The following is a 17,478-nucleotide window of genomic DNA, read 5'->3' as shown; positions in this document are numbered from 1 at the left end:
CATGAGTAGGATCGTGCGAGCGTAGGGCCGCTGGCCAACCCTGACAATGGTCCGGACAGATTCACGTACAGAGAAAGTGAAGCCTCACCATGGACCTCGGTGTGCGCTGGAAACTGCACGGCGACGGGCGAACACCCGCCCCCGGAGCGGTCGTCCGCCCCGACGAACGACTCTCCTGGCCGCGCACGTTCGGGCTGGGCGCCCAGCACGTGGTGGCCATGTTCGGGGCGTCCTTCGTCGCACCCGTCCTGATGGGCCTGGACCCGAACCTCGCGATCATGATGTCCGGCGTCGCGACGGTCATCTTCCTGCTGGCGACCCGCGGCCGCGTGCCCAGTTACCTCGGCTGCTCGCTCTCCTTCGTGGGCGTCGCCGCGGTGATCCGCGCGCAGGGCGGCACCAGCGCGACGGTCACGGGCGCGGTGTTCGTCGTGGGCATCGCGCTGTTCCTGGTGGGCGTGGCCGTGCAGCGTTTCGGCGCGCGGATCATCCACGCCGCGATGCCGCCGATCGTGACGGGCGCGGTCGTCATGCTGATCGGCTTCAACCTGGCGCCGGTGACCGCGTCCACGTACTGGCCCCAGGACCAGTGGACGGCGCTCCTTGTGATGGCGTTCACCGGTCTGGCCATCGTCTGCCTGCGTGGTTTCTGGTCACGGATCGCGATCTTCCTGGGCCTCATCTTCGGGTACGGGATCTCCTGGGCCTTCGACCGGATCTTCGGCCGCATCCACTCGGTGAACGCGAGCGGCAGGCTCACCGACCACTGGCGGCTCGACCTCTCCGGCGTCGGCAAGGCGGACTGGATCGGCCTGCCCACCTTCCACGGCCCGTCCTTCCAGTGGTCGGCGATCCTCGTCGCACTGCCCGTGGTCATCGCGCTGGTCGCCGAGAACGCGGGCCACGTCAAGGCGGTCGGCGAGATGACCGGCGACCCGCTGGACGACAAGCTGGGCACCGCGATCTCCGCGGACGGCGTCGCGTCGATGCTCTCCACCGCTGTCGGCGGCCCGCCCAACACCACGTACTCCGAGAACATCGGCGTGATGGCCGCGACCCGCGTCTACTCGACGGCCGCCTACTGGGCCGCCGCGGGCTTCGCCCTCCTCTTCGGCCTCTGCCCCAAGTTCGGCGCGATCGTGGCGGCGATCCCGGGCGGCGTCCTCGGCGGCATCACCGTCATCCTGTACGGCATGATCGGCCTGCTCGGCGCCCAGATCTGGCTCAACGCCCGGGTGGACCTGCGCAATCCACTGAACCTGGTGCCGGCCGCCGCGGGCATCATCATCGGCGTCGGCAACGTGACCCTGACGTTCACGGACACCTTCTCGCTGAGCGGCATCGCACTCGGCACGCTCGTCGTGATCATCGGCTACCACGCGCTGCGGGCGATGGCTCCGGCTCACCTCAAGACACAGGAGCCGCTGCTCGACGAGGGCACCTCGTCCTACGACGAGGACTCTCAGGTCGCCAAGTCGTAGGCGTACGAGGGCGAGAAGGTCCCCGGAGTGCCCTTGCAGCCGTCCGACTCGCCCGGCAGCTTCACCCACAGATAGGCGTCGATCCGCGCCTCTCCAGTGTTCAGGGTCGGCGCCTGTCCGATCCTGCGGCCCGCCGGATCGCACCACTCGCCGTCGGTCGGGGCGCCGTTGCCGTTCCGGCTGGTGTCGATGACGGCGCCCAGGCTCGCGGGGCCGCCGAGAGCGGACAGCACCTCTCGGGCGTACGTGATCTCCGTGCTCGTACGGTGGAAATTGGACACGTTCGTGAAGATGCCGTCGGAGGAGGCGGCCGAGGCGGCGCCCGCCTGTTTGAGGAGCGCGGCCTGGGTGGCGGCCTGGTTCCAGGCGGAGTGGCCGGCGTCGTAGTACACGCGGGCCCTGGGGTTCGCGGCCTTGAGGACGCGGCCCGCGCGGGCCAACGAGGCGAACCGGTCCGCGCGTTGGCCCGCGGAGAGGCAGTTGGCCTGGGCGATCGAATCGGGCTCCAGGATGACGATGACCTCACGGGAGCCGAGCCCCGCCGCGAAGTTGTCGATCCAGCCGTCGTACGCGTCGAGGTCGGGTGCCCCGCCCTCCGAGGCACCGCCGCAGTCGCGCCCCGGGATCGTGTAGGCCACGACGACCGGGACCCGGCCCTGCGCGGCGCCGCCCGACGTGACCGCCCTGACCCGTGCGGTGATGGTGGACGGCGTGAAGTCGGCGAACCAGACCGCGGCCGGGCGGTCGGCTATCCGGGACTCGATCACCGAGCGCCGGGAGTCGCCCGGATGGGCCGCGACCCAGTCGAGAACCTGGGACTCGGGGTGCCGGTAGAGCCCGGCGGAGGCAGCCACGGTCGTGGGTTTCTCCTTGCTGGTGGAGGGCTTCGGACTCGGCTTCGGTGACGGGGACGACTTCGACGGAGACGGTGCGGCCGAGGTCCTGGTCGGCGAGGGAGTCGGAGTCGGTACTGCGGGCAGTGGCAGGAGGCTGGGCGCACGGGTCACCAGGGGTTTGGCGTCGTCTGACGGGGGCCCGTCGCCGAGCGCGGACATCATTCCCGTGACGCTGCCGACCGCGACCACGACCGAGGCCGCCGCCACCATGGCACCGCGCCGGGCGGCCCGGCTGCGCTCGGCCTTGCGCGTGGCCGCTCGCTGGGCACGTGAGCCTGACACGTACTGCTCCCCCCACTCCCGCCACGGACGTGTTCCCCCGTTCTGGGGAAGCGTCCGGCTCGGCGGCACTCCGGTCAGCCTAGGACTGGGACGCTGCCCCCATGGCGTTGTTGGAACTCTTCACCAATCCCGTGTACACCGTGGACGCGGTCGTCTCCCGGATGCGCGCCCTGGACGCGACCCTCCCCGAGCGGGACGGGATCGCGGTGTTCAACCGTGTCTACCTCGCCGTCACCGAGGAGGTCGACCGGCGCCTGGACGCCGGGGAGTTCGCGGACCCCGCCGCCGCGATCACGCTGGACGTGCGGTTCGCGGAGCGCTATCTGAGGGTGGCCGAGGAGGGGGATCCGCCCGCCTGCTGGCGGCCCGTGCTGCAGTTCCGGCGGCATCCCGGTGTACGTCCGCTGCAGTTCGCTCTCGCGGGCATCAATGCGCACATCGGACACGATCTGGCGCTCGCGGTCGTGGACGCCTGTCGTACGCTCGGCTGCGAACCGGCCGAGCTGGAGGACGAGTTCGACCGCGTGGGCGATCTCCTCGTGGCGCTGGAGGAGCGCATCCGCGAAGAGCTGATGCCGGGTCCCGATCTCCTCCAGATCGCCGATCCGCTGACTCATCTGCTCGGCGCGTGGAGCCTCGACCGGGCCCGCGAGGCCACCTGGTCGGCCGCCCGGGCCCTGTGGGCGCTGCGTGGACTCCCCGATCTCGCCGAGGAGTTCGCCGAGCGCCTCGACGCGGCGGTGGGCTTCGCCGGGCGGATGCTGCTCACGCCGATGCGGGACTGATCACTCAGCAGGCGACGTCAGTCCTCCGGAAGCTCCACCGGCGCGATCTCGTCGTAGACGTCGCCGGGCCCGGGGTTGGTCGGGTCGGTCGCGCCGCCCAACTGGTGCATGACGCCCCAGACGGCGTTCAGCGCGGTCTGTACGGCGCCCTCGGCCCAGCCGGCGGTCCAGGAGATGTCGTCACCCGCGAGGAAGATGCTCCGCTTGTCCGCGGGCAGCGCGTCCTGCATGAAGTGCGTGAACAGGCGCCGCTGGTAGCGGTAGTGGCCGGGCAGGTTCGCCTTGAACGCACCCATGAAGTAGGGCTCGTTCTCCCAGGACACCGTCACCGGGTTGCCGATGACGTGCTTCCTGATGTCGACCTTCGGGTAGATCTCGCCGAGCGACTTGAGCATGACCTCCATCCGCTCGTTCGCGGACAGCGGCAGCCACTTCAGGCTGTCGTCGCACCAGGTGTACGAGAGACAGATGACGGCGGGTTTGTCCGGACCCTCGTCCAGGAGGTAGGTCCCGCGCGTCATACGGTCGGTGAGCGTCATGGACATCACGTCACGCCCGGTGTGCTCGTCCTTGTCGAGCCAGAACGGCCGGTCGACCGGCACGAAGAGCTTCGAGCTCTCCATGTAGTGGGTCCGCTCCATCGCCGTCCAGTGGTCGATCGGGAAGAGCGAGTCGTCGCAGGCGATCTTCGAGAGCAGCAGCCAGGACTGGGCGGTGAAGATCGCCGCCGGGTAGGTGCGGATGTCTCCGTTCGCGTCCGTCACGGTGATCCGGTTGCCGGACGTGCGGTTCAGACGGGTCACCGCCGGGCGCGGGGCGCCGTCGTGCAGCGTGGCCAGCGAGGTCCCGTACGGCCAGTGCACGATCTTCTCCGGCTCGCGCTCCCACAGCCGCAGTGGCAGTTGCTGGGAGCCGCCGACGATGCCGCGGTGGTGGTCGTCGGCCTCGGTGTAGACGACGCGCAGGATTTCGAGGATGGAGTTCGGGAAGTCGGTGTCCCAGCCGCCCGTCCCGAAGCCGACCTGGCCGAAGATCTCGCGGTGCCGGAAGGACTTGAAGGCCTCCGAGTCGCAGAGGAAGCCGTAGAAGGTCTGGTTGTCGAGCTTCTCGACCAGCTGGGACCAGATCTCGCGGATGCGCGGGACGTCGCGCTCGCGCATGGCCTGGTTCATGTCGGAGAAGTCGGCGCCCTCTTCGAGGCAGGCGTTCCAGGCGGTGGCGACGTCACGGTAGACCTGCGGCAGGTCCTCCACCGTCTCGGCGTAGTGCGACTCGCCCTTGAGATCGACGACGGTCGAAGGCGTGCACTCCGCAAGGGGGTTGGGGAACGGCCGGGTCTCAAGACCCACCAGGTCGATGTAGTGCTGAAGGGCCGTCGAGGAGGGCGGGAAGCGCATGGCGCCCATCTCGGCGGTGAGCGAGGGGTCGCACCCGTCGAAGCCCACCGTCCGCAGCCGTCCGCCGATCTGGTCGGCCTCGTAGACGACGGGCTTGAGCCCCATCTTCATCAGCTCATAGGCCGCCACGATGCCGGACAGTCCGCCGCCGATGACCGCGACCTCCGTGCCGTGCTCGGTCGCGGGTATCTGGCCGAGGCCCGCGGGGTGCGCGAGGAAGTCGTCGTACGCGTACGGGAAGTCCGGGCCGAACATGGTGATCGGCGGCTGCTGCACGTCGGCGTGCTGGACGGCGTTGGGCACGGTGGACGTCATGGGGTACGGACTCCTTGCGGGAAAGCTGTGGGGGAAGGCGAGGGGCGGACGTCAGACGAGGGACCCGTAGAGGCCGGGGCGGCGGTCCTTCAGATACGGGTTCGCCTCGCGCGAGGCCGCGAGGAAGGTGGGGTCGGCGTCGGCGAGGACCAGTTGCTCGCCGCGGCCCGCGCGGGCCCTGGCCACTCCGTCGGGCCCGGCCAGCGTCGAGAGCCCGACGAAGTCGAACTCCCCCTCCTGACCGGTGCGGTTGACGTACGCGACGTACATCTGGTTCTCGAAGGCGCGCACCGGCACGACGGACTCGGCGACGAACTGGAACGGGTGCATCTGCGCGGTCGGCACGAGCAGCAGGTCGGTGCCGGCGAGGGCGTGCGCCCGGACGTTCTCCGGGAACTCCACGTCGTAGCAGATCATGATCCCGACCCGCAGCCCGCCGAGCTCGGCCTGCACCACCGGCTGCTCGCCCGGCGTGAAGTGGTCCTGCTCGAAGCAGCCGAAGAGGTGGGTCTTGCGGTAGTTCGCCAGACGGGTGCCGTCGGCGGAGATCAACTGCGCCGAGTTGAAGACCGCGTCGCCGGAGCGCTCGGGGTAGCCGTACGCGACGGCCACGCCGTGGCGGTCGGCGATCTCCGCGATCGCGTCCGCCGAGTCGCCGTCGGCGGCCTCGGCGAGGCGGGCGATGTCGTCGCCGATCGCGTACCCGGTCAGGAACATCTCCGGCGCCACGAGCAGCCCGGCGCCCGCCGCCGCGGAACGGCCCGCGGCCTCGTCGAGGACCTTCAGGTTCCCGACGACCGACCCGGGGCGGCCGGAGCTCTGGAGCAGGGCTGTGCGCATGCGTGTTCCTTGCCGGTACGGAGGGATTTGGGGGGCCAGATAGACGGTACGGGCGGGGGGCTCGGGGGGACAAGGCGGAGCCGTTGCGCGTGCGCGGACGAATCGTTGCGTACGGGGTGGGGCTGGCGGCGATTCGTTGCGCGGGGGTGGGTGGTGTGTTTTTCGCCCCCTCCGCCCCTACCCGTCCCGTACTTCCGGGGCTACGCCCCGTTCCAGCCCGTCCGGCGTTTGAGGACGAGCGCGTTCAGCGCGAAGGCGGGGGTCTGGGGGCGGCAGCCCCCAGGAACAAGGGACGGGAAGGGGCGGAGGGGGCGAAAACCCCCTACCCCAGCCCGAACGTCGTGATCACCGCAGCATGGTCCGAAGGCCAGGCGTTCCCCGCAACGTCAGGCCAAGCCCGCGGCGACCCGCAGACGAAAGTCCGCGAATCGAGCACCCGCAGGACCCGCCCCCGATACAGCACATAGTCGATCCGGTCCTGCGGCTCGGCCCGCCCACTCCCGTCCTCATGCTCGGCATGCACCGGAGACCAGGTATGCCCTGGATCACGCACGGGATCGGGATGAACCTCGCGATACGAGTCCCGCAGCCCCGCCTCCTCCGCCGCCTTCGTGACAGGCCACTCGACATCGGGCCAGTCCAAATGCGAAGGAGCGTTGAAGTCCCCAAGGAGCAGGACGGGCAAACCGGCGTCCGAAGAGTCCGCGATCCCCCGGAGGATCTCCCGCATCTGGGCGAGCCGCACACCCTCGTGGGCGATCAGCTCAGCCGCCGCGAGCCCGTCGAAGCGCGCCTCGTACGGCCCGTACGGCGTGTAGTCGAGGTGGGCGCTCCAGACGGCCACCTCCTGCCCGCCGTCGAGACGGATCCGCACCCCGGTGCCTCCGTAGAAGCCGACGTCCGGGTCGCCGAGGCGGGCGGTGATCGGGTACCTGCTGATGATGCCGAGGTTGCCGCCGCTCCGGTGGTGGTGCCAGCCGAGCGCGTCGGCGAGTTCCTGCGCCGCGGTGCCGTACGTCTCCTGGAGGGCGACCACGTCCACGCCCGTCTCCGCGATGATCTTGAGCTGCTTCTCCCGGTGGTCGTCGACCTTCGTACCGCCGTACCAGAGGTTCCAGCTCATCACCCGCAGCTCGGTCGGCGCGACCATGGCCCGCAGCCGCGCGGGGGTCACTTCTTCCAGGCTGGTGAGGACAGTACGTCCGCGGGCGGGGGCGATCGGCGCGAGCGAGGGGACGGCGAGCACGGCGCAGCCCGCGGCCTCGGCGGAGCTGACGCCCGTCTGGGTGTCCTCGACGGCGACGCACGCGGCGGGGTCGACGCCGAGGGCGTGGCAGGCGGCGAGGTAGGGATCGGGCGCGGGCTTCGTGCGCTCGGTGTCGTCGGCGGTGACGGAGACGGCGAAGCGTCCGGCGCCGAGGGCTTCGAGGACGGTGTCGGCGACCGCGCGCGGCGACGCGGTCACCAGTGCGGTGGGTACGCCGTCACGGGCCAGGGAGTCGAGCAGTGCGAGCGCGCCGGGGCGGGGCACGATGCCGGTGCGGACACGGTCGGCGAACTCCCGGTGCAGCTCGTCGGCGATGCCCGTCACCGGGGTCCCCGTGATCCCGCCCAGCCAGGCCGCGGTGTACTCGACCGGGCGCCCGAGCACCTCCGGCTGGTCGGCCTCCGTCAGTCTTCGCCCGAGCCCGTCGGCCACCTCTTCCACCGCCTCCCACCACAGCCGCTCGGTGTCCACGAGCGTGCCGTCCATGTCGAACAGGACGGCTTGGAGGGTGAGTTGGGGGGTGGCGCGGTGAGTCACGGAACTCTCTTTCACTCAACAGGAGCCCGAGGGGCTCGACCGGGGGGTGGTTCAGTTGGTGCGCGCCGCGACGAGCACCGGCCGCTCCGGCAGGCTCACCGTCACCGCGGCCCCCGATCCGAGCACCGCGGCCTCGTGCGTCGGCACATCGGCCTTGACCTCGGTGGCATCGGCGAGCCGCACGGTGACCCGGGTGGCCGCCCCCAGGAACGCGGTCGCGACGACCCGGGCGTCACCGGCGCCGTCGGCCCGCACCCGTACGGCCTCGGGTCGTACGAGCACATCCACCACATCTCCCTCCGCCACGACCGGCGCCTCTCCGTCGACCGGAAGCCGCTGTCCGAGCACCTCGACCAGGCCTCCGCCCAGCCGTCCCGGAATCCGGCTCATCGTGCCGACGAACTCGGCGACGAACGCGGTGGCCGGCCGACCGTACAACTCGGCGGGCGTGGCGCACTGTTCGAGCTGCCCGGCGCGCATCACGGCGACGCGGTCCGCCATGGACAACGCCTCTTCCTGATCGTGCGTCACGAACAGTGTGGTGATGCCGAGTTCCTGCTGAAGCCGGCGGATCTCCTCACGGAGACTGAGCCGCACCTTGGCGTCGAGGGCGGAGAGCGGCTCGTCGAGCAGCAGCACGCGGGGGCGCAGGGCGAGTGCGCGGGCCAGCGCGACGCGCTGCTGCTGGCCGCCGGAGAGCTGGTGGGGGAAGTTCTCCCCCTTGTCTGCGAGGCCGACCAGGTCGAGCAACTCGGCAGCGCGGGAGCGCCGTTCGGACGTACGGACCTTGCGCATCCGCAGTCCGAAGGCCACGTTGTCCAGCGCGCTCAGGTGCGGGAAGAGGCTGTACGACTGAAAGACCATCCCTGCGTCGCGGCGGTGCGCCGGGACGCGTGTGACATCTTCGCCGTCGACCAACACCTCACCGGAGTCGGGATGTTCGAACCCGGCGAGCATGCGCAGCGCGGTGGTCTTGCCGCACCCGGACGGGCCGAGCAGCGCGAGGAGTTCACCGGGCTGCACGGTGAGGTCGAGCCCGTCGAGGGCCACGGTCGATCCGAACTCGCGGCGCAGGCGCCGGAATTCGACGGTGGCGGCCTTCTCGGACTTCTCGGACGTTTTCTGAAGGGTGGTGACAGTCATGAGTTCATCCCCGGGAGGCCGATGCGGATGCTTTGTAGGAGCGGCCGCCGAACACGGCGAGCGAGAGGAGCAGCGCCCACGTGACGAGCAGGCTGAGTACGGACACCGCGACGGACAGCTGCGCCTGCGAGCCGCCGACGCTGTAGATCCACACGGCGAACGGCTGGAAGCCAAGGAGCTGCGCGACCGTGAACTCGCCGAGGACCAGCGCGAGTGTGAGGAAGGAGGCGTTGAGCAGCGCCCCGCGCAGATTGGGCAGCACGACCCGGATCAGCGCCTGCGGCCAGGGCGCACCGCAGCTGCGGGCGGCCTCGACGAGGGTGCGTATGTCGACCGCGCGCAGCCCCGCGTCCAGCGCCCGGTACACGAACGGCAGCGCCATCACGACGTACGCGAGGACGAGTACGAACGGGAAGCTCGGGTTCTGGATCGCCACGAAGGTCTGGAACAGCGGCGTACGGGAGAGGTGTTCGGGCCCCCACTTGAGGACCGTGGAGATCCCGGCGACGAACGCGATCGGCGGGACGACCAGCGGCAGCGAGCACACCACCTCGACGACGGGCCGCAGCCGGGGCGCGCCGAGCCGCAGCGCGACCATCGCGGGCACCATCAGGAGCAGCACCACGGCGATGGTGGCGAGGGCCAGTTCCAGCGAGAGCAACAGGCTGGAGGTGAAGCCCTCGGTGGAGACGATCTCGCTGTACGCGTCGAAGGTGATCCCCTGCCCCGGCACGTCCACGGTGAAGATCACGGACGCGGCAAGGGGTACCAGGAAGTACAGCGCGGCAAGGGCCAGCACGACCCACCGCCAGAGGTTCAGGCGAGCCATCGCGCGCTCCGTCGTTGCAGGGGCAGGTACACGGCCATCACCACGCCCGCGATCAGCACCATGTCGAGGCTGAGGGCGAGCGCCACGTTCTCCTGGCCGACCAGGACGTTGCCGGAGATGGCGTCGGCGATCTGCAGGGTGACCAGCGGGACCGAACTGCCCACCATGGCCGCCGCGGTGGCGTACGCGGCGAAGGCACTGCCGAAGAGGAGTACGAGTCCGCCGAGCAGCGAGGGCGCGAGGACGGGGAGGGCGACGTGCCGCCAGTACTGCGCGGAGGTGGCGCCGTTGTTCTGCGCGGCCTCACGCCACTGGGAGCGCAGTCCGTCGAGGGCGGGTGTGATGGTGAGGACCATCAGCGGGATCAGGAAATACAGGTAGACGATGACCAGACCCCAGAAGCTGTAGAGGTTCCAGCCCTTGTCGGTCAGGCCGAAGTGCCGGGTCAGGACACCCGCGTTGCCGAGGGTGGCGACGAACGCGAAGGCCAGCGGGACACCGCCGAAGTTGGCGAGGACGCCGGACGCGGTGAGTACGGCCTCGCGCAGCGCGCGGAAGCGTGAGGTCACCACGGCCTGGGCGAGCGGCAGTCCGAGGACGGTCGCGATGGCCGCGGAGACGGCGGACAGCTTGACGCTGCCGACCAGGGCGGTGAGGTAGGCGCCCTGAAGCGAGTCGGTCAGATTGGCCGCGCTGTAGGAACTGGCGCCGGTGGCCTGGTCCTTGACGGTGAAGGCGCCGTTCAGCATGGCCAGGGCGGGGATCCCGAAGGCGATCGCCACGAAGACCAGCAGCGGGGCGACGGGAAGCCAGCCGCCGACGCGGCGCCCGCGCTTCGAGGAAGCGGCGGGCACCACGTCGACCGGGGTGAGAGTGGCGGTCATCCGGAGACGGCCTTGCCCCAGCCCTGGGCCAGGACTTCCTTGGCCTTGGCCTGCTGGTCCTCGGTCGGGAAGCTGGGCGTGCCCGAGACCGCGGGGAGCTTGGCGGCGGCGGTCTTGTCGAGCGTGCCGGCCGTCTCCATGGAGGTCATCAGGACCGGGCGGGCGAACCCTTCGAGCCAGAGGTTCTGGCCCTCGGTGCTGTAGAGGTACTCCTCCCACAGGCGGGCGGCGGCCGGGTGCGGGGCGTCCTTGTTGATGGCCTGGGAGTAGTACTGGGAGAACTTGCCGTCCTCCGGAACCGTGACCTTCCAGTCGACGCCCTTGGACTTGAACTCCGCGGCGTACCCGGCGTTCAGGTAGTCCCAGTCGATGCTGATCGGCGTCTCGCCCTTCTCGACCGTGGCCGGTGTCGACTCGACCGGCGTGTAGTTGCCGTTCTTCTTCAGCTCGGCGAAGAAGTCCAGGCCGGGCTGGATGTCGTCGAAGGAGCCGCCGTTGGCGAGGGCCGCCGCGTACACGCCGCCGAAGGCCGAGCCCGACTTGGTGGGGTTGCCGTTGAGGGCGACCTGCCCCTTGTACTCCGGCTTCAGCAGGTCCTTGAAGGTGGTCGGGCAGGTCTTGACGCGTTTGGCGTCGCAACCGATGGAGATGTAGCCGCCGTAGTCGTTGTACCACTGCCCCTTCGGGTCCTTCTGGCCCTCGGGGATGTCACCGAAGGACGCGACCTGGTACGGCGCGAGCAGCCCCTGCTGGGCGGCGCTCAGAGCGAAGGAGCTGCCGAGGTCGAGGACGTCGGGGGCGCGGTCCTGGCCCTTGCGGGAGGTGACGGCGTTGATCTCGTCCTGGCTGGAGCCGTCCGGGTTCTCGACCTCGACCTTGATGCCGTACTTCTTCTCGAAGCCGTCGATGATGGCGCCGTAGTTGGCCCAGTCCCTGGGGAGCGTGATGGCCTGCAGCTTGCCCTCCTTCTTCGCCGCCGCCACGAGGGCGTCGAGGCCACCGAAGTCCTCGGCCGAGGTCGCGGTGGCCGCGCTCTTGCCGTCGGCGGTGGTCGACTCTTCGGGGGCCGCGCCACAGGCGCTCAGGGCCAGTGCGGCGACGACGGCAAGGCCGCCGGTGAGGACTGCGGTCCTCGGCAGGAACACGGACACGGTCACTCCAGGATTACGCACGAGGGTGTGGTGGAACGGATAACTTGTCTGAACAAGTTGGCCTCAGTAGGCCCGCCGATGATGTCCTGTTCGTAAACACTGGAATAACCCTGACCCCTGATTCCTTGGACAATCCCCACCCACACGGGTCAGTTCCACACCTCGACTAGGGTGATTACTCTGTGCACAGACACCTGATCAGAGGGGAAGCATGCCGGCGCGACACGAGGAGATCGCCGAGGCGCTGCGGCGGGCGATCGACCGCGAGGAGTACACGGTCGGCAGTCTGCTCCCGGCGGAGACGGACCTCGCGGCGCAGTACGCCGTCTCGCGCGGCACGGTCCGCCAGGCGGTCGCGGCCCTGACCGCCGAGGGACTCATCGGCTCACGCCAGGGCGCCCGCCGCGTGGTCCTGGCCGGCCGCCGCAGCCAGAGCTTCGCCGAACTGCGCAGCTTCGCCCAGTGGGCGCGCGCGATGGGGCGGGAGGCGACGGGCGAGGTGGTCGTGCAGGAGTACCGCCCGGCGACTGCGGAGGATGCCGTACGGCTCCAACTGCGCGAGAACACCACCGTGTTGCACGTGCTGCGCGTCCGCGGCCTGGACGGCGAGCCGGTCCTCCTGGAGCGGACCGTCTACGCGGACTGGATCTCCCCCGCCGTCGAGGCCATCGAGCCCGGCTGCCCCTCCGTCACCCAACGCCTCTTCGAGGACACGGGCCTCGTCTTCGCCTACGGCGAGCACCTCATCGACGCGGTGGCGGCGGGCGCCCAGGACGCCGAACTCCTGGACGTCCGCCGCACCAGCCCACTCCTGCGAGTCCGCCGCGTCACCACAACCCGCGAAGGCCGCCCGGTGGAGTGGTCCGACGACCGCTACCGCTCGGACGCGGTGAGCTTCAGCGTGCACAACTCGATAGGAAACAACGCGCTGGCGAGGAAGACAGCGGAGTAGCAGCGACTTGGAAGCGCCCCGTCAGGGGCGCGGGGAACTGCGCGACCAGCCCCACGCGCCCGCAGCTGAGACCCGCGTCCCCAGCGGAGCGACTACGTAGGCGACCCGGAAGAAAATCGGCGCAGCAAAGGCGACAGAACCAGCACCGACTTCGTCCGCTCCACGAACGACTCCCCCGCGATCCGCTCAAGCACCCGCTCGAAGTGCCGCATGTCCGAGGCGAAGACCTGCACCACCGCGTCCGCGTCCCCGGTGACGGTGGACGCGGCCACCACCTCCTGGTACCGCTCAAGGCCCCGCTGAATGGTCTCCGGCGAGGTATTGCGTCGGCAGTAGATCTCGACGAACCCCTCGGTCTCCCACCCCAGCGCGGCCGGATCCACCCGCACGGTGAACCCGGTGATGGCCCCGCTGGAACGCAGCCGGTCCACCCGGCGCTTCACGGCGGGCGCGGACAGACCGACCTGCTGCCCGATGTCGGCATAGGAGCGCCGCGCGTCCTCGGCGAGGGCGTGCACGATGCGTTCGTCGAGATTGTTCAGCACTGCGGGTGGTTCACTTCTCTACGGTGGCGATACGGGACCGGCGATAGCCGTAACTGAAGTAGAACACGAGCCCGACGGCCATCCAGACCCCGAAGACCACCCAGGTCACGGTGTCGAGGCTGCCCATCATCCAGACGCAGAAGGCGAAGCCCAGCGCGGGCAGTACCGGCGACAGCGGCACCCGGAACGTACGCGGCATCTCCGGACGAGTCCGGCGCAGCACCACGACCGCGATGTTGACCAGCGCGAAGGCGAAGAGGGTGCCGATGCTGGTGGCGTCGGCGAGCTGGCCGAGCGGGATCGCGGCGGCGAGCACTCCGCAGAACACCGAGACGATGAGGGTGTTGGCACGCGGCACACCGCTCTTCGGGTGAACGCGCGAGAACACCTTGGGCACGAGCCCGTCGCGGGACATGGCGAAGAGGATGCGAGTCTGCCCGTAGAGCACGGTCAGGACGACGCTGGCGATGGCGATGACGGCACCGGCGGCGAGCAGCGTGCCCCAGACGGCGTCGCCCGTGACGTCCTCCATGATCCCGGAGAGCGCCGCCTCCGAGTCGGTGAACCGCTGCCAGGGCATCGCGCCGACAGCGACGGCCGCGACCAGGACGTACAGCGCCGTGACGATGATCAGCGAGAGCATGATCGCGCGCGGCAGGTCGCGCTGTGCGTTCTTCGCCTCCTCACCGGCCGTGGAGGCGGCGTCGAAGCCGATGTACGAGAAGAAGAGCGTGGCCCCGGCGGCGCTGACGCCCGCCATGCCGAGCGGCATGAAGTTCTCGTAGTTGCCGGACCGGAAGCCCTGGATGCCGATCGCGCAGAACAGCAGCAGCGCGGCGATCTTCACGACGACCATGATCATGTTGGCGCGGGCCGATTCCTGGGCGCCGCCGAGCAGGAACGCCATCGCGAGCAGGACGACGATCAGCGCGGGCAGGTTGAAGATGCCCCCGTCGCCGGGCGGCGCGGAGAGCGCGTCGGGGATGGTGACGCCGATGGTCCCGTCGAGCAGTTCGTTGAGGTACTCGCCCCAGCCGACGGCCACGGCGGCGACCGACACGCCGTACTCCAGGACCAGACACCAGCCGCAGATCCAGGCGATCAGCTCGCCCATCGTTGCGTACGCGTACGAGTACGAGGAACCGGCGACCGGAATGGTGCCCGCCAGCTCGGCGTAGGAGAAGGCGGAGAACAGCGCCGTCAGACCGGCGATCACGAAGGAGAGGGTGACCGCGGGACCGGCCTTGGGGACGGCCTCCCCCAGGACCACGAAGATGCCGGTGCCGAGAGTGGCACCGATGCTGATCATGGTCAGCTGCCACAGCCCGAGGGAACGCCGAAGCGACCCTCCCTCACCCTGACCGCCCTCGGCGACCAGAAGTTCCACCGGCTTGCGGCGCATGAGGCGTGCGCCGATGCCCGGGGACGGCGGGGCGGACGAGGGGCGGGACTGCGGGGGTGCGCCTTGGTCGAGCACGCGTTGGCTCCTTCATCGCTGCCGGTCGGAAACGGCGGGAACCGGCGGCACCCCTGACAGCAGGGACCCGCCGAGCGGAGTCCCCGCCACACTCTGTACAGCGCTTGACCCTACGAGTCCTGCCTTCACGGGCGTAATGCAGCAACCTTGCGCACCTCCGCAAGATCATTGCGTTCATCGCAGCCCGGCGGGTGTTCGTTGCGCGGGGCCTTTCGATGGTTGCGCGGACCGCCTTTCAGCCCTTGGGCGCGGCTCCGCGAGCCGGTGAGGGCCGGCCGCCTACGGCTTCGCGAGCCAGTGGGGGCTGACCGCCTGCGGCTTGGCGAGCCGGTGAGCGCGAGCCGCCGTCAGCTCTCCTCCGGTCCCCCAGCGACGGCCCGTGCCCGCGCCGCGTCGTCCTCGTCGAAGCCCAGCTGCCCGGGCTGCCCGTACGACGCCGCCTGCCCGTCGATCCAGCGGGTGTGCGCCTCCCAGGCGGCCTGCTTGCTGGTGCCGAGGGCCGCGCCGATCTGGGACCAGGAGGCACCTGACTCTCTCGCCGCCCGGACGGTGAGTTGACGTCCGTACGCCGCTTTGCGGGCCACCACCTCGCTCAGCGCGAGAAGTTCGAGAAGGCCTGCCCGGTCGAGCGCCTCGGCGTCACTCCCGGCCCCGGCGAGCGACTCCCGCACACGCAGCTCGTCGAGACGGGCCACGGCGGTCAGCAGGGTGTACTGCGGCTCGATGCTCTGTGGTGTCGTCATGCACTCAGCGTCGCGTCAAGTCAGCTTGACGTCAAGATGGCCTGACGTTCCCTTGCTGCCAAACGGCCACGGCCCCCGCGGTCGCACCACGGGGGCCGTACGAGAACGAGTAGGCGTGCCGTTACCAGCTGGCGTGCAGCGGCTTGCCCTCGGCGTAGCCGGCCGCGCTCTGGATACCCACGATCGCCTTCTCGGCGAACTCCTCCAGGGAGTTGGCGCCCGCGTAGGTGCAGGAGGAGCGGACGCCCGCGATGATCGAGTCGATCAGGTCCTCGACGCCCGGGCGGGACGGGTCGAGGAACATGCGCGAGGTGGAGATGCCCTCCTCGAACAACGCCTTGCGGGCGCGGTCGTACGCCGACTCGTCGCTGGTGCGGTTCTTGACGGCACGGGCGGACGCCATGCCGAACGACTCCTTGTACAAGCGCCCGTTGGCATCCTGCTGGAGGTCGCCCGGGGACTCGTACGTGCCGGCGAACCACGAGCCGATCATGACGTTGGACGCGCCCGCGGCCAGCGCCATCGCGACGTCGCGCGGGTGCCGTACACCGCCGTCGGCCCACACGTGCTTGCCGTACTTCTTGGCCTCGGCGGCGCACTCCTTCACCGCCGAGAACTGCGGCCGGCCGACGCCGGTCATCATCCGGGTGGTGCACATGGCACCGGGGCCCACACCGACCTTGATGATGTCCGCGCCGGCCTCGATCAGGTCGCGCACGCCTTCCGCCGCGACGATGTTGCCCGCCGCGATCGGCACCTGCGGGTCGAGCGCGCGCACCGTCCTGATGGCGCTGATCATCGACTCCTGGTGACCATGGGCCGTGTCGATGACGAGCGTGTCGACGCCCGCGTCGAGGAGTTGCTTGGCCTTGCCCGCGACATCGCCGTTGATGCCGACGGCGGCGGCGATGCGCAGCCGGCCGTTCGCGTCGGTTGCCGGCGTGTAGAGCGTGGCGCGCAGGGCGCCCTTGCGGGTGAGGATGCCCGCGAGCCTGCCGTCCTTGTAGACGGCGGGGGCGTAGCGGCGGTTGGCGTGGTCCAGCCTGTTGAAGGCCTCACGCGGCTCGATGTCCGCGTCGAGGAGGAGCAGGTCCTTGGACATGACTTCGGACAGCTGGGTGAAGCGGTCGACGCCGGTGAGGTCGGCGTCGGTGACCACGCCGACGGGACGGCTCTCCTCGTCCACGACGACGCCCGCGTTGTGCGCGCGCTTCGGCAGCAGCGCCAGCGCGTCGGCGACGGTCTGGTGCGGGGCGAGGATGATCGGGGTGTCGAGCACCAGGTGGCGTCCCTTGACCCAGGAGACGACCTCGGCGATGACCTCGATCGGGATGTCCTGCGGGATGACCACGAGCCCGCCGCGACGGGCGACGGTCTCGGCCATCCGGCGGCCCGCGATCGCCGTCATGTTGGCGACGACCAGCGGGATCGTGGTGCCCGTGCCGTCGGGAGAAGCGAGGTCCACACCCTGACGCGAGCCGACCGCGGAGCGGCTGGGCACCATGAACACGTCGTCGTACGTCAGGTCGTACGGGGGCTGGATGTCATTGAGGAAACGCACGTGCTGCACATCCCAGTCGATCAGAGGTGGCCCCCGGACAGGTCAGCCAGGGGGAAGAGCACGTACTTCATTCTCCCACGACGCCATGGATATGCGGCCCGGACCGATCCTCCAGACAGGGGGACGCCCGATTCGTGGCATCCTCCGACATCACGCTGCGGACCGCTCGCCGGATCATGCGGGCGGTCAGCGGATCTACCCGTCTGTTCCGATGCGGCAGACCCCGGTGTCTGGCCCATGGTCCGGCTGAACGTGTCGATGAACGCACTGGCCGTGGCCCATCCGCACTGTCGTCCCGTCTCGCGGACGCTTGCAGGCACAGCCTCCGTCCCCACCGCCGCACCCCGGAGCCGCACACCAGCCGTAGGGCTCAGCCCCCCGCTACGCTGCGCG

15 protein-coding genes are annotated in these 17,478 nt (G+C 70.0%); 3 read left to right on the top strand and 12 right to left on the bottom strand.

What is annotated here, in order from left to right:
- The first annotated feature begins 89 nt into the window (after nt 1–89).
- Nucleotides 90–1,481 carry a solute carrier family 23 protein gene (locus tag AB0N66_RS23880; RefSeq protein ID WP_365438526.1) on the top strand — a complete coding sequence of 464 codons (1,392 nt, stop codon included), beginning with the start codon at nt 90–92 and terminating at the stop codon, nt 1,479–1,481.
- Here AB0N66_RS23880 and AB0N66_RS23875 read toward each other — a convergent pair.
- Nucleotides 1,463–2,587: a glycoside hydrolase family 6 protein gene (locus AB0N66_RS23875; RefSeq protein ID WP_365438649.1), complete on the bottom strand. Its 1,125-nt coding sequence runs from the start codon at nt 2,585–2,587 to the stop codon at nt 1,463–1,465. The genes AB0N66_RS23880 and AB0N66_RS23875 overlap by 19 nt on opposite strands.
- A gap of 173 nt (nt 2,588–2,760) precedes the next feature.
- Here AB0N66_RS23875 and AB0N66_RS23870 point away from each other — a divergent pair, with 173 nt between their 5' ends.
- Nucleotides 2,761–3,444 carry a DUF5995 family protein gene (locus AB0N66_RS23870; protein ID WP_365438524.1) on the top strand — a complete coding sequence of 228 codons (684 nt, stop codon included), beginning with the start codon at nt 2,761–2,763 and terminating at the stop codon, nt 3,442–3,444.
- 17 nt (nt 3,445–3,461) lie between these two features.
- Here AB0N66_RS23870 and AB0N66_RS23865 read toward each other — a convergent pair whose 3' ends face one another.
- The 7 genes from AB0N66_RS23865 to AB0N66_RS23835 form a co-directional block, all read right to left on the bottom strand.
- Nucleotides 3,462–5,156 carry an NAD(P)/FAD-dependent oxidoreductase gene (locus tag AB0N66_RS23865; protein ID WP_365438522.1) on the bottom strand — a complete coding sequence of 565 codons (1,695 nt, stop codon included), beginning with the start codon at nt 5,154–5,156 and terminating at the stop codon, nt 3,462–3,464.
- A gap of 51 nt (nt 5,157–5,207) precedes the next feature.
- Nucleotides 5,208–5,996 carry a carbon-nitrogen hydrolase family protein gene (locus AB0N66_RS23860; protein ID WP_365438520.1) on the bottom strand — a complete coding sequence of 263 codons (789 nt, stop codon included), beginning with the start codon at nt 5,994–5,996 and terminating at the stop codon, nt 5,208–5,210.
- A gap of 322 nt (nt 5,997–6,318) precedes the next feature.
- On the bottom strand, nt 6,319–7,800 hold the full coding sequence (locus AB0N66_RS23855; RefSeq protein WP_365438518.1) for an HAD-IA family hydrolase: 1,482 nt from the start codon (nt 7,798–7,800) through the stop codon (nt 6,319–6,321).
- A 51-nt stretch (nt 7,801–7,851) separates the two neighbouring features.
- Nucleotides 7,852–8,943, bottom strand: a complete 1,092-nt coding sequence (locus AB0N66_RS23850) for an ABC transporter ATP-binding protein (RefSeq protein ID WP_365438516.1) — start codon at nt 8,941–8,943, stop codon at nt 7,852–7,854.
- Between the two features lie 4 nt (nt 8,944–8,947).
- Nucleotides 8,948–9,772 carry an ABC transporter permease subunit gene (locus AB0N66_RS23845; protein WP_365438514.1) on the bottom strand — a complete coding sequence of 275 codons (825 nt, stop codon included), beginning with the start codon at nt 9,770–9,772 and terminating at the stop codon, nt 8,948–8,950.
- Nucleotides 9,760–10,656, bottom strand: coding sequence for an ABC transporter permease subunit (locus AB0N66_RS23840; protein WP_365438512.1), 897 nt, complete (start codon nt 10,654–10,656; stop codon nt 9,760–9,762). Before AB0N66_RS23840 ends, AB0N66_RS23845 begins: the two co-directional genes overlap by 13 nt.
- Nucleotides 10,653–11,807 carry an extracellular solute-binding protein gene (locus AB0N66_RS23835; RefSeq protein WP_365438510.1) on the bottom strand — a complete coding sequence of 385 codons (1,155 nt, stop codon included), beginning with the start codon at nt 11,805–11,807 and terminating at the stop codon, nt 10,653–10,655. Before AB0N66_RS23835 ends, AB0N66_RS23840 begins: the two co-directional genes overlap by 4 nt.
- 211 nt (nt 11,808–12,018) lie before the next feature.
- Between AB0N66_RS23835 and AB0N66_RS23830 the strand changes: the two genes are divergently transcribed.
- Complete coding sequence (locus tag AB0N66_RS23830) at nt 12,019–12,759, top strand: GntR family transcriptional regulator (RefSeq protein WP_365438508.1); 741 nt, start codon at nt 12,019–12,021, stop codon at nt 12,757–12,759.
- A gap of 92 nt (nt 12,760–12,851) precedes the next feature.
- Here the strand turns inward: AB0N66_RS23830 and AB0N66_RS23825 are convergent, their stop codons facing one another.
- The 4 genes from AB0N66_RS23825 to AB0N66_RS23810 form a co-directional block, all read right to left on the bottom strand.
- Entirely contained in the window at nt 12,852–13,304 is a 453-nt protein-coding gene (locus AB0N66_RS23825; protein ID WP_365438506.1) for an Lrp/AsnC family transcriptional regulator, read from the bottom strand.
- Nucleotides 13,305–13,314: 10 nt separating this feature from the next.
- Nucleotides 13,315–14,781: an amino acid permease gene (locus AB0N66_RS23820; protein ID WP_365438504.1), complete on the bottom strand. Its 1,467-nt coding sequence runs from the start codon at nt 14,779–14,781 to the stop codon at nt 13,315–13,317.
- A 347-nt stretch (nt 14,782–15,128) separates the two neighbouring features.
- Nucleotides 15,129–15,524, bottom strand: coding sequence for a hypothetical protein (locus AB0N66_RS23815; RefSeq protein WP_365438502.1), 396 nt, complete (start codon nt 15,522–15,524; stop codon nt 15,129–15,131).
- A 121-nt stretch (nt 15,525–15,645) separates the two neighbouring features.
- Complete coding sequence (locus tag AB0N66_RS23810; RefSeq protein ID WP_365438500.1) at nt 15,646–17,085, bottom strand: GuaB1 family IMP dehydrogenase-related protein; 1,440 nt, start codon at nt 17,083–17,085, stop codon at nt 15,646–15,648.
- Nucleotides 17,086–17,478: the final 393 nt, after the last annotated feature.

Origin of the sequence: Streptomyces sp. NPDC093544 (genome assembly GCF_040683495.1) — a bacterium.
Lineage (GTDB): Bacteria > Actinomycetota > Actinomycetes > Streptomycetales > Streptomycetaceae > Streptomyces.
This window is presented reverse-complemented; position numbering and strand designations above follow the sequence as displayed.